This is a genomic window from Hydrogenophaga sp., from assembly GCF_051007235.1.
Lineage (GTDB): Bacteria > Pseudomonadota > Gammaproteobacteria > Burkholderiales > Burkholderiaceae_C > Hydrogenophaga.
In genome coordinates, this window is record NZ_JBPCSJ010000204.1 from 1 (window position 1) to 12,264 (window position 12,264).

At 61.1% G+C, this 12,264-nt stretch carries 9 protein-coding genes and 2 tRNA genes; 2 read left to right on the plus strand and 9 right to left on the minus strand.

Annotated elements, in window-relative coordinates:
- A partial coding sequence (locus ACR2JA_RS07395) for a hypothetical protein (protein WP_434008455.1) occupies positions 1 to 2,021 on the plus strand: 2,021 nt, incomplete at its 5' end.
- Positions 2,022 to 2,308: 287 nt separating this feature from the next.
- On the opposite strand, the gene ACR2JA_RS07400 is transcribed toward ACR2JA_RS07395, so the two are convergent.
- The 7 genes from ACR2JA_RS07400 to ACR2JA_RS07430 all read right to left on the minus strand — a co-directional run bounded on the left by ACR2JA_RS07400 (position 2,309) and on the right by ACR2JA_RS07430 (position 9,703).
- Complete coding sequence (locus tag ACR2JA_RS07400) at positions 2,309 to 2,923, minus strand: response regulator transcription factor (protein ID WP_434008456.1); 615 nt, start codon at positions 2,921 to 2,923, stop codon at positions 2,309 to 2,311.
- 1,026 nt (positions 2,924 to 3,949) lie between these two features.
- Positions 3,950 to 5,719, minus strand: coding sequence for a DUF6538 domain-containing protein (locus ACR2JA_RS07405; RefSeq protein ID WP_434008457.1), 1,770 nt, complete (start codon positions 5,717 to 5,719; stop codon positions 3,950 to 3,952).
- A 114-nt stretch (positions 5,720 to 5,833) separates the two neighbouring features.
- A tRNA-His gene (locus ACR2JA_RS07410) sits at positions 5,834 to 5,909 on the minus strand.
- A gap of 38 nt (positions 5,910 to 5,947) precedes the next feature.
- Positions 5,948 to 7,849: a SurA N-terminal domain-containing protein gene (locus tag ACR2JA_RS07415; RefSeq protein WP_434008458.1), complete on the minus strand. Its 1,902-nt coding sequence runs from the start codon at positions 7,847 to 7,849 to the stop codon at positions 5,948 to 5,950.
- 83 nt (positions 7,850 to 7,932) lie between these two features.
- Positions 7,933 to 8,008 (minus strand) — tRNA-Val (locus ACR2JA_RS07420).
- Positions 8,009 to 8,037: 29 nt separating this feature from the next.
- The gene (locus ACR2JA_RS07425; RefSeq protein ID WP_066158910.1) at positions 8,038 to 8,310 is read right to left on the minus strand and encodes an HU family DNA-binding protein; all 273 of its coding nucleotides are present in this window, start codon (positions 8,308 to 8,310) and stop codon (positions 8,038 to 8,040) included.
- 295 nt (positions 8,311 to 8,605) lie between these two features.
- Positions 8,606 to 9,703, minus strand: a complete 1,098-nt coding sequence (locus tag ACR2JA_RS07430) for a tartrate dehydrogenase (protein WP_434008459.1) — start codon at positions 9,701 to 9,703, stop codon at positions 8,606 to 8,608.
- 94 nt (positions 9,704 to 9,797) lie between these two features.
- Here ACR2JA_RS07430 and ACR2JA_RS07435 point away from each other — a divergent pair, with 94 nt between their 5' ends.
- A complete protein-coding gene (locus tag ACR2JA_RS07435) occupies positions 9,798 to 10,769 on the plus strand; it encodes a LysR family transcriptional regulator (protein ID WP_434008487.1) in 972 nt (323 codons plus the stop codon).
- On the opposite strand, the gene ACR2JA_RS07440 is transcribed toward ACR2JA_RS07435, so the two are convergent.
- Both ACR2JA_RS07440 and pgsA read right to left on the minus strand, forming a co-directional pair.
- Entirely contained in the window at positions 10,720 to 11,601 is an 882-nt protein-coding gene (locus tag ACR2JA_RS07440; RefSeq protein WP_434008460.1) for a DMT family transporter, read from the minus strand. The two genes, ACR2JA_RS07435 and ACR2JA_RS07440, sit on opposite strands and share 50 nt — an antisense overlap.
- A 38-nt stretch (positions 11,602 to 11,639) precedes the next feature.
- Positions 11,640 to 12,209: a CDP-diacylglycerol--glycerol-3-phosphate 3-phosphatidyltransferase gene (gene pgsA, locus ACR2JA_RS07445; protein ID WP_434008461.1), complete on the minus strand. Its 570-nt coding sequence runs from the start codon at positions 12,207 to 12,209 to the stop codon at positions 11,640 to 11,642.
- Positions 12,210 to 12,264 lie beyond the last annotated feature (55 nt).

Below are 12,264 nucleotides of genomic sequence, written 5' to 3' on the forward strand. Positions count from 1 at the left end.
AGATGCCCAAAACGTATCCAACCAAGGCATTTGCTGCCCTGCCACGCCTCCTCTTGGCGGTGATCGTGGCAGCTTCTCTTGCAGCCTGCGGGGGTGGAGGTGGTAGTGGCACAGGCCCGGACAGCCCCAAAACTGACAACATACTGACAGCTCAGTACAAGGCCAACATTCAGGAAATCTCGACAGAGCAATACGCACAGGCCAGTGTGCAGGTCATGGCAAACGGCGGCGCGGGACTTGTTCTGACGCCTGTGGGCGATGAATTCGCAGGACTGGAAATTGGCCAGACGGTGGTGCTCGGTCCAAACGAGCAACAGGGCCTGCCCTTTGGCTACACCGGCGTTGTCTTGGGCAAGGAAAACAACCAGGTCACGCTCAGAGACGCCAACATCGAAGACGTCTTTGAAAACCTTGTGGTCGACTATGACAGTGCTCGCGAAACGCCTGCGATCGAGACCTTTTCGATGCCCGATACGAAACTCAAGATTGCATCGGCATCATCAACAACAGGCTCCATGTCGCGGACCGACTCGGGCACCGATCTCGTACTGGAGGTCAACCGTGATGCAGGCCTCAATACCGTGCTCACTGGCCGCATCGAGATCAAAGACCTGCGGGTGATCTCCCTGATTAACTACAGCCTATCCGACTACCCTGGAACGTATGGTCTAGACAGGTTCACGTATGAGGTCAAGGGTCAGACATCTGCGAGTTTGCGGCTGCGACCAAAAACCGCTGACGGCAAGGAAGCCTCTATCAACTGGGGAAACATCTTCCCCAAGCTCAATGGTGGAAATTACGTCTGGGACAGGCCAGTCAACGTTCCCATTCCAGGCACAAGCTGGCTACCAGAGTCGGCAAAGTATTTCTCGCTAAGTGGTCTGGATGCATCTGACCGTCAGGGTCTCGTGCCACTGGGGGGACTGGTCCTCATCCCCGGTGCCGTGACGGCATTTTCCAACCAGCCAACGATATTGCAGCAGATCGCTCCCATGTCGATTGTCATTTGGCTTTACCTAGACGCCAATGGCGAAGTCAAGCTGTTGGCTGACAATACCTTGCTCGACGCCAATAGCGGCATCTGGCACACCGGCTTTCGCATCGAGCGTGAAAGTGCGACGCAGCTCAGATCCACGATTCTCAAGGACTTCGGCAATCCGAAAGTATCCAGCCATGTCAACGAAGCTGTTCAGGCTTCGCAAGAAGTCGGTGTGACCATTGGCGCAGACGTGATTTTCAGTGGTATCCGTCCGGCTACCGGGAAGGTTGACCTCTTTAACATGGAGCTCAAGGGGAACTTCCAGGCCTCCAAGCCAACGTCTGTCACGTGGTACCCCAGCTTTGCTGTGACTCTGCCCAGGGAGCCCGAGTTCTGTGCGTCCTACTCGCTGGAGGTCTTCAGCGAGGCGTCTTACAAGGTCGGATTGTCTGCCACTGTGCCGGGCTTTGGTGAGTACAAGTACCAGAAGTCGGCAAAAACAGACCGCATCAAGTGGGGAGCGTTGGGCGACTTTTATGCCAAAAACTGCCCCATGAAGACGGCGCTAACAGTAGCCAAGGTCATAGAAGATCCACAGGTGGTGCAAAACTGTGGCAGTGGCGACCAAGTAGTCCCCTGCAACCTCTTTTGCACCAACGAGGCCGTGGTTGGAGATCAACAATTTCTGACGAGTAGTTTCAGTGCAGCAACTCTCAAGTCTAGAGGTGCATCGAAACTCATGCTCGACGATGAAGAAGAATCTTTCTTCGATGGCATCTTTGACCTTCAGTACAAGAACAACCAGCTGATAGGCTTGTTCACTGCTCAGAAACTGTTGGACATGGGCTCCGCACGATATGGTGATCTTGACTACACATCTCGCAAGGAACTTAAAGTGCGCTCAGATGTCGACAGAGCATCGGCAGAGTTCAACGGTAAATTCACGCGCACCATGACCAATAGCTGGTCACGGGATAACAGTACTGTGTCCTGCGTCGTAGAGTTTGATATGAAGTCCGAGGTCGACTGGAAAATCAAATGATCCACTTTCTTGCCTGAGTCGAAGCAGATACGTTCTCGAATAGCCTTAAGATGTCCGGGGATTAGGTCTGCTTCGACATATGCTGGCAAGTTGCTCCACCTGAGCCAGCTCAACCGCCTTTTCAGGAGCTGTAGGCCTGTTCCAGGCCTCTTTCCGTTCTCACCTCTTTTCGCCAGGAGGCCCGGACCGTCATGCCGGGGAGGATTCACGTGCTTGAAGGCTAAAGCTCGCCCTCTACACCGGGCATAGCCGAACCGTCCTGGCCACCCGTGTCTTCGGGCTGCGGTTCACCGTAGCAAGGCACCAAAATCTGACGCGTATCTCATCAGTTCCACCCTACTTTGAAGTCCAAGCTTTGAGCTGAGCCTGACTCTATGGGTACTGACCGTTTTTTCGCTTAGTTGCAAAATGCCTGCGATCTCCCGGTTACTCATCCCAGTCACAAGCAGGCCAAGAATCTCATTTTGTCGAGCGGACAATCGCTGTGCCAGTGGCTTTTCGAGATCGAAGGCTATCCTTTCCATCAGGAAGGCCTCCATGAAGTGCCCACCACTGCGAACATTCCTGATCGCCTGAAGGAGTTGGTCGGGATCAGCTGATTTCGTGATAAATCCATTGGCTCCCGCTTGAATAACAGCTTGAGCCAGTTGTGCACTGTTGTGAAGTGTCATCACCAAGATAGGCAACTGTGGGTGATGCTCCCGAATAGCTCGAATCAGGTCAAGTCCGCTGAGTCCCGCCATGCTAAGGTCTGTCAATACGACATCAAAGCATTTCAGCGCTAGAGACCTGAGCGCACTGTCGCCATCGGCCGCGCTCCCTGTGACGACCATGTCCGGCTCACCACTGATGAGTTTGGACACACCAGCACAGAACAGCTTGTGATCGTCGACGACGAACACTCGTGTCCTTGCAGACGGCTTGGCCGAGGGAGTTTGTGTTCTGGACATGGATCAGACGCGATGCTGTAGGCAAGCTAGCAAGCAATGATGTTCGGTGCCAGCGGCGTCAATGCAAAAGTATTGTGGTCCGCACCGGCGCAGCACACTCCCTTTGCTCTAGCGAAACTATGAGTTTGTCATTTTAACTGATCCATCGGCCCAGCCCCCTCTAGCGCAAACGACCAGCCGGAAAAACACTGGGGCTTGCAGGTACCAGCCACTGGCAGCAGGTTGATGCGGGAGCTCAGTTGGCGCGCGCCAACTCCCACGGGCGATGGATAGACTCACAACCTACCGCTTGGCGGTCTGCGGTGTGGCAGCAGCCAGCCAATCCAGCGTTGAGGCCTCCACCATCCACGACCTGAACAGCTGTCTCCTGCCCAGTTGGCGCGCGCCAACTCGCTGCCATGCCCTACCTGGTATTCGCGCGCAGTGCCTCCACTGAGTTGGCCGGCCGCAAGTGCGGCCCCTAGGCAACGCTGCCCAACCTTAGTGGCGGGGTGAAGCGCGCCGGCAAACTGAGCGGGCCGTCAGGCCCGTTGGGCTTTCGGGGGTGTTATGCGACAACTTTCTTCCCCGGGCAGCCCGATCAGCTGGTCTATCTGCCAACGCCGCCTCCTGTGTCACGAGCCTGGCAAATCTTGGCGCGCGCCAACTTTCTCCGAAGGTCGTCTCGATCAGCTGGTCTATCTACCAACGCCGCCTCGGGTGTCACGCGCCAGGCGAATCTTGGCGCGCGCCAACTTTCTTCCAGGCTTGGGTCGTCTACTACCTGGGTTCAATCTGCCCGCCCGCGTCCTCACCCTCGAAAGGGGCATCCCATGCTCGATGGCGGCGTCACTGGAACAGAGCCCGCCTTATGTCCTCTGGCGAATCATCCAAAGGCTGCGGACGAAGATAGCGTGGGCGCCGACGCAGCGCGACGTCAAAACGGGTAAGACACGAAAAGTCGACCGCCCAATTGGAGGCGTCCAGCACATGACAAGGTCAACCAAGTCTGAGCGTTCCCTTGCCTGGCTGCCATGGCTTGGCGGGTATCGGGTGGAACTGAATGGACCGGAAATGTTGCACCAGCAGCTGCAGCGGCAGGTCGCTGCCGTACCCGTCAGTGATTTGCCCATCTCCCGATGTGTGCCCCAACAGTCGCTTGAGGTATTTCGACGGTACTTCGGCCCTCTCCATCGCATCCTTCATGGTGTGCCGGAACGAATAAAGGACTTTGTTGCTGTCCGTGATACCCAACTGCACCTTCAGACGGCCGAAAAACTTGCGAAACGAGCCAGAGAGCTTGCCGTGCCAATCCGGCTTGAGCGTAGGAAACAACGCCACAGCACCCTGGGCTTTGAGCCAGTCGATGTAGTCGAACAACCCCAGGTCGATGAGCTGCGACGCAAGTGGCACGCGTCGCACAGACGCTGCGTTCTTGAGCGTGCGGGCATGCAGCCCAGCTTCAACATTGGTGGCGGCCTTCCTCTCCCCCTTACCTTTGGTCTCGTCCTCAAACAGTCCCACATCCGCAGCCTCCGGACGGTCAATCAGGTTGAAGTACCAGCCGTTCTGCGGGTCGTGGACGATGTCGGTGATGGCCAATCCCGCCACCTCTTCTGTGCGCGCGCCCGTGTAATACATCAGCAGAGGAATCCAGTAGCTCGCCTCTTTGGCCTGCCCCTGGGATCGCAGCTGGGCGTCGGAGTAAATCTGGCACCCAAAAATCGTTTCAAGGTCTTTGACATCAAATGATGAGCGGCTCTTTTTGCGCCGCTCAAGACCCGATTTTCCCTGCCCCACAACGGTCACAGCAGGGTTGCTTTGCAGGGCATTGCGCCCGACTGCAATCTTGTAAATGCCACGCACCTTGGACAGACGGTCGTTGACCGTATCCGGCGCGAGACCGCGAGAAACCATCTCTTCGACAAACTCGATAACAAGGTCTTTGGTCACTTTGCCCGGCTCGAAGACGCCCTTCTTCGCTGCAACCCGCTGCAGGTCCCGCCAGGGTGTCTGAGCAGCAATGATTGTGGACTTGGGCCGTTGGCCAACATGCCGGTTCCACCTCTGAAAAACGTCATCCCAGCTCGGTCCGCTGGCCTGCTGCTGCAAAGAACTCTTCAATTGCTCAAAAGGCATCGCAGGCGCAAATGCATGGGATGGCTTGGCAAGCCCTTCCTGGCGCTGCAGGCGCAGTTCAATGGCCTGGGTGACGGCCTCAAGGAAGCGAAAAGAAACTTCTCGCTGGCGGTCAACGGGCAGAGCCATGTCCACACCCAGCAGATGCATGAAAGCCTGAAGTGCCGGCAAGACGGGAGCAGTCTGCCCCATCGCCAGAAGGCGGCCGTACTCTTTTCGCTGGGATCGCAGCTGTTCGTCCAGTTCGGCGAAGGCCTGCTCATCCAGGCCGTGGCTGCGCAGGTAGTCATCCCCCAGCAGCGCCTGGTGAATCCAATTACCGGCAAGCGCTTGAACCTGTTCGTCGGACAAAGCGGTCAGCTGCGGACTGCTGTTGTCATTACGCGACAAACCCGGAGTAAAACGCCCACTGGCAGCGAGCTTGCGCTCTTGGCGCTCGAAGTCTTTGTAGACGGTCACCAGTTGTTTGGCCAACCGTCTGCGCGCATCCAAGACGCTGCTGGTGCGCAGAGACCGGGTAATTTCTTTCCTGCCAGGATAGGCAGGCAACAATTTCTGCGGAATACGAACACGGCAATAAAAGATGCCGGATTTTCCACGCTTGAAGAGATTTCTTTCGACTTGCAACATCAGCCTGCACCACGAAAATGTGTGACAGGCTGTGTAACAAGTGAAGTTTATCCGACACTCCAAGTTGTTGAATTTACTTATAAATCAACAACTTAGAGAGGATTTAAGAGGGGTTGGGGTGGCTGATGGGGCTCGAACCCACGACAACAGGAATCACAATCCTGGACTCTACCAACTGAGCTACAGCCACCGCAAGCCTTGCATTATAGCGCGAAGGTGGCGCCTTGTTCAGCGTTTCGGTTCTGGCACCAGCAGTTTGACCTTGAAACGTTCCTTGAGCGTTTCGTAATAGGCCAGTCCTTCGGCAGAAGACCACCACTGGCCATACTGCTGCACCTCCTGCGCCAGGCCCTGTGCATCGCGCGGCGTGCGCGGCAGCACCTTGTCCACACGCACCACGGCGTAACCCTCATTCCCCAGGGAGACACCGACCCAGGCTGGCAGGGTGGCGGTGGGTGCACTCATGGCCGCGCTGAGCACGGGTTGTGGCAAACCTTGGGCGCTGTCCCGTGCGATCGTCGCAGCCGCGGGCATGCCGCTGGCATCCGCTCCGCCCTTCCAGGCTGCCAGCTGCTTGGCACCTTCTTCGCGTGCCAGTTCGGCCGAACGCTGGGCCACCAGTCGACCACGGACCTGTTCGCGCACTTCCGCCAAGGGCTGGGTCCGCGCCGCCTGGTACTGCAGCACACGGGCGGCCACCAACTGGCTCGAACCGGTCTCGATCGCCTCGGTGTTGCGCTTCTTCTCGACCGAGTCGGGTGCAAAGATGGCCGTCAGCAGCTTCTCATTGCCCAGCACGCCAGCATCGGGTTTGGGCTGACGGGTCAGGCCCTTGGCCGTCTGCACTTGCAGCTTCAGCCGATCCGCGGCGGGCTTGAGGCTGTCGGCCTGTTCGTACACGAGGTTGCTGAACGCTTCAGCGCTTTCAGCGAAGAGTTTCTGGGCCTGCTGCTTCTTCAGATCGGCCTCGATCTCGGCTCGCATGGCTTCGAAGCTGCGCACCGGCGGAGCCTTGATGTCGGTGAGCTGAACGATGTGGAACCCGAACTCGCTTTCGACCAGGTCGGCGATGCCGCCCTTCTGCAGCGCGAAAACCGCGTCTTCGAACGGCTTGACCATGGATCCGCGCGAGAAGAAGTCCAGATCGCCACCGTTGGCGGCCGAACCTGGGTCTTGCGACTGGGCCTTGGCCAGTTCGGGGAACTTGGATGGGTCCTTGCGCACCTGCGCCAGCAGGTCCTGCGCACGCAGGCGGACCTTGTCCTTGTCGGCCGCCGGAGCACCGGCCGGCACGGTCAGCAAGATGTGGCGCGCGCGGCGCTCTTCGTTGCCGGACAGGCGCGTTGCGTTCTGATCGTAATAAGCACGCACATCGGCCTCATTGAGCGTGAGCCCCTTGGCCAGCCCTGCCGCATCCAGCACGAGGTATTCGATGTCCGCCTGCTCCGGCGCCTGGAACAAGGCGGGATTGGCCGTGTAGAAGGCTTCGATGTCGGCGTCCGTGGGCTGCACCTTGGCCGCGAAATCGCTGGCCTTGAAAGTCTGCACGCGCACCTCACGGCGTTCAAAGAAGGCGTTGAGCGACACGCCGGCCAGCGCGGGCGGCGTCACGCCAGAGCCGGTCACGCCCTGGGTGACCTGGCGCATGGAGATGTCGGCCCGCACCTGGGCTTCGAACATTTCGGGCGTCATGCCCTGGCGTCCCACCAGCTGGCGGTAGGCCTCGACATCAAGCGTACCGTCGGGGCGGCGCAAGGACGCGATGGTTTCGTTCTTCTGCAGATCCTGCGCCAGGCGCTGGTCGCTGGTGTAGAGGTGGAACTTCTGTGCGGCGGTGGCCAGCACACGTTCACGCACCAGGCGCTCCAAGGTGGCGTAGCGGGCCTCGTCGCTGTCCAGCAACTTGGCGTCGATGGTGGGCATGGCTTCGCGCAAGCGCTTGGCCTCGGCCTGATGCGCCTGGTCCCAATCGGCCTTGGTGATGTCCTGGCCATCCACCGTGGCCACGGGCACCGATCGGTTCTTGAAGTCGGTGAAGCCCTGCACGCCGAACAGCACAAAGCCCGGGATGATCAGGATCAGCAAAAAGCCCATCAGGTACTTCTTGTGATTGCGGATGGAATCGAACATGCGTTGAAATCCTGAAACAACAAACAGACGCTGTGCCCGCGTCGACAACAAAAAAGGCGAACCCGTGTTCGCCTTTTTGGTGGTGGTGGGTGCTGACGGGGTCGAACCGCCGACCTACGCCTTGTAAGGGCGCCGCTCTACCGACTGAGCTAAGCACCCCACCGGGACATCCCGTGGTGGGGACGACCTCAGTTCAGCGCATCCTTCAGGGCCTTGCCCGGACGGAACTTCGGCACCTTGGCGGCCTTGATTTTAATCTCAGCGCCCGTGCGGGGGTTGCGACCCTTGCGGGCAGGACGCTTGGTGACGGCAAACGAGCCGAAACCGACCAGCGACACGGTGCCGCCTTTTTTGAGCGTGGTGCGGATGGCGGTGATGGTGGAATCCAGCGCACGCGTGGCGGCCGCCTTGGAGATGTCGGCGTGCTTGGCGATGTGTTCGACGAGTTCTGTTTTGTTCACAAATAGCCCCTCTAGAAATGATTTGATGAATCCCTTCGGACCCACCGCTGACAGCGTTGGCCACCATGGTGTGCAAGGCTGGCGGTGCGGCCGCTCGTGTTCGCATCGGCCCGGACGAGTCGCCGAAAAACTAATGCCTTGTGATTAAACCCATGGGGCAAAGCCCCTGTCAACACAGGCCAGTCGAACGCCGCCCGGGGCGCACGCGAAACGCGAGATTCTAGACGCATTGGCCACACGGGCCCGTCCCGTCCGAGAAATTTGGCACACCTTGCGCACTCCTGGGTAGACAACCTCAAGCCAGCAGTGCGGCCGCGATCGCACGCCCCACTTCCGCGGTGCTGGCGGAGCCGCCCAGGTCGCGTGTGCGGGGCGCGCCGCTGCCGGGCTGCAAGGTCGTTTCGATGGCCCTCATCACCGCGTCGTGTGCGTCGCGGTACCCCAGGTGGTCCAGCATCATGGCGCCACACCAGATCTGGCCGATGGGGTTGGCAATGCCCTGCCCGGCGATGTCGGGCGCCGAGCCGTGCACCGGTTCAAAAAGCGAGGGGTGCTGGCGCGTCGGGTTGAGGTTGGCGCTGGGCGCGATGCCGATGGTGCCGGTGCAGGCGGGACCCAGGTCGCTCAGGATGTCGCCGAACAGGTTGCTGCCGACCACCACGTCGAAGAAGTCGGGGCGTTGAACGAAGTGCGCGGTCAGGATGTCGATGTGGAAATTGTCGACCTTCACGTCCGGGTATTCCTTGGCCATCGCCTCCACACGCTCATCCCAGTACGGCATGGTGATGGCGATGCCGTTGCTCTTGGTTGCGCTGGTCAGGTGTTTCTTGGGCCGCGAGCGTGCCACTTCAAAAGCGTAGCGCAGCACGCGGTCGACGCCGATGCGGGACATCACCGTTTCCTGCACCACGATCTCGCGCTCGGTGCCTGGGTACATGCGACCGCCGATGCTGGAGTATTCGCCCTCGGTGTTTTCGCGCACGATGACCATGTCGATCTCGCCGGGCTGGCGCGGGCTGCCGTCGCGGCGCACGACGGGGGCCATCACGCCGGGCATCAGTTTGGCGGGCCGCACGTTCACGTACTGGTCGAACTCGCGGCGGAACATCAGCAGCGAGCCCCAGAGCGAAATGTGGTCCGGCACCTTGTCGGGCCAGCCCACGGCGCCGAAGTAGATGGCGTCGTGACCGCCAATTTGCTCTATCCAGTCGTCGGGCAGCATCTTGCCGTGGCGTTCGTGGTAGTCACAACTGGCGAAGTCGAAGTGGTCGAACCGCAGCGGGATGTTGAACTTCGAAGCGGCCGCTTCGAGCACGCGGATGCCCTCGGGCATGACTTCGGTGCCGATGCCATCGCCGGCAATGACAGCGATGCGGTGGGGTGTCTGGCTCATGGGGGTCTCCTGCAGCGGTGCGTTGGTGATGCGTGCAGCTTAGCGCTGACAGCCTACATAATCAGGCAACCCATTGATTCCCAAAATGCAACAATTGGACCGCCCCGACCTGGAACTGGTGCTGGCCATCCGCCAGCACAGCACGCTCGCCGCCGCGGCGCGGGCACTGGGCCTGGCCGCGCCCGCAGCCACCAAACGGCTGGCCGCGATCGAGGCCCGCCTGGGTCTGCGGCTTTTCCAGCGCACCACGCGGCGCGTGAGCCCCACCGCCGAAGGCGACGCGGTGTGTGAACGCGCGACCGAGCTGCTGCGCGGCTTCGAGGCACTGGAGAGCGAATTGCGCGAGCGCCGCGCCGAACCGTCCGGTCCCATCCGCCTGGCCGCCACCTTCGGTTTCGGCCGGCATTGGGTCGGCCCGGCCCTGGCCGCTTTTCAGCGGCGCTACCCGGCGATCAGCGTGCAGCTGCAGCTGACCGAGCAACTGCCCGACCTGGCCGTGGCCGGTTTTGACGGTGCCATCTGGCTGTGGAGCGCACCGGCGCAGCGCGCCAGCGAATGGGTCTCACGTCCGCTGGCCCTCAACCAGAGGGTGCTGGTGGCTGCGCCGGCGTACCTGGCGCGCTACGGCACGCCGAACACACTGCAGGACCTGCGCCAGCACCATTGCCTGGTGGTGCGCGAGAACGGCGGACTGACCGACCGGCACTTTGACCACTGGCGCCTGCACCCGTCCGACGGATCGCCCGCCTTGCATGTGCAGGTGCGCGGGCCGCTGAGCAGCAACTCGGGCGAGATGGTGCGCGACTGGTGTCTGGCGGGCCAGGGCATCATGCTGCGCAGTCTGTGGGACATCGCTCCCCAGCTGGCCAGCGGCGAACTGGTTCGGGTGCTGCCGGGCTGGTCCATGCCCGACGCCGACATCCACTGGCTGGCGCCTTATCGGGCCCAGGTGCCGCGGCGCATCCGCCTGCTGGTGGAGCACCTGGCGGCACATTTCGGCACCGAGCCGTGGAAGCTCAAACCGGTTTCGGCGCCCGCACCACCAGGCTCACGCCAAAAGCGGTGAGCGCGGTGCCCGCCAGCGTGGTGGCAGTGATGGGCTCTGCGAACAGCAGCCACGCGATCAGCGCGGTGCTGGGCGGCACCAGGTACATGAGGCTGGTGACGGACGCTGCCGCGCCGCGCTGGATCAATATGTACAGCAGCGAGCTGCCGCCCAGGGTCAGCCCCAGCACCGACCACGCCATGGCGCCGACCAGTTCGCCGTTCACAGCGCCGCCGGGCAGCGTCCAGCGCATGGTTTCCCCCTCCAGCAAGGCCAGCGGCAGGGTCACCACCAAGGCCGCGGTCAGCTGCACCGTGTTGGCGGTGCGCACGTCACAGGGCTGCACAAAACGCTTCTGGTAGAGCGTGCCGACCGTGATGGCGAACAGGGCCATCACCGCAAACGACAGGTTGTGCCAGTTGGCCGAATCGCCGGGACCACCGGCCCCGAACTTGCGCGAGACCACCAGCACCAGACCGGCAAAGCCCAGCAGCAGCCCCAGCCATTGGCGACGCGAGACGTGCTGCCCGCCCACGCTGGTGAGCCAGATGGCGGTGAGCACCGGCTGGATGCCGACGATCAGAGAAGACAGCCCGGACCCCATGCCCGCCTTGACCGCGGCCCAGACGCCGCCCAGGTAGCCCGCGTGCATGAGGATGCCGGTGATCGCCAGGTGCAGCGCCTGGGTGCGGTTGCCCGGCCACTTCACACCGGCCAGCACGATCCACGGCAGAAAACACAGGATGGACAGCGCGTAGCGCACCGCCAGAAAGGACATGGGCGGCGCGTGTGGCATGCCGTAGCGCGCCACGATGAAGCCGGTGCTCCAGATCAGCACGAAGACCCCGGGCATGGCGCGCAGCCACGCGTTGTCTTGAACCGCGGGTGCCATCAGCGCGAGCGGGCGCGGATGTCGGGCAGCGCCTTTTGCAGGTAATACACCATGGACCAGACGGTGAGCACCGCCGAGATCCAGATCAGCCAGGTGCCCCAAAGGTGGGTGTCGATGGCATCGAACAGCCGGCCGTTGAACAGCAGGAACGGGATGGCCGTCATCTGCACCGCGGTCTTGAGCTTGCCCACCATGTGCACCGCCACGCTCTTGGTCGCGCCGATGATGGCCATCCACTCGCGCAGCGACGAGATGGCGATTTCACGGCCGATGATGATGAGCGCGACGAACACGTCGGCCCGGTTCATGTGCACCAGCACCAGCAAGCTGGCGCAGACCAGGAACTTGTCGGCCACCGGATCGAGGAAGGCACCGAAAGCCGAAGTCTGGTTGAGCCGGCGGGCCAGGTAGCCGTCGGCCCAGTCGGTGGCGGCGAACACCACGAACAGCACCGTGGCGAACAGGTTCTGCTCGCCCGCGCTCAGGCCTTCCAGATAGAACACCCCAACGATCAGCGGGATGGCGACGATGCGCGCCCAGGTCAGCAGGGTGGGAAGGTTGAAAAACATGGGGCGATTATGGGGGAGTCGTTCATCGCTGCAGGAGCACACAGCCGATCCGGCG

Bases quoted from the DNA above. Each gene is read 5' to 3' on its own strand.
- pgsA (WP_434008461.1), bottom strand. From the start codon at position 12,209: ATGTTTTTCAACCTTCCCACCCTGCTGACCTGGGCGCGCATCGTCGCC.
- ACR2JA_RS07440 (WP_434008460.1), bottom strand. From the start codon at position 11,601: ATGCCCGGGGTCTTCGTGCTGATCTGGAGCACCGGCTTCATCGTGGCG.
- ACR2JA_RS07405 (WP_434008457.1), bottom strand. From the start codon at position 5,719: ATGTTGCAAGTCGAAAGAAATCTCTTCAAGCGTGGAAAATCCGGCATC.
- ACR2JA_RS07415 (WP_434008458.1), bottom strand. From the start codon at position 7,849: ATGTTCGATTCCATCCGCAATCACAAGAAGTACCTGATGGGCTTTTTG.
- ACR2JA_RS07430 (WP_434008459.1), bottom strand. From the start codon at position 9,703: ATGAGCCAGACACCCCACCGCATCGCTGTCATTGCCGGCGATGGCATC.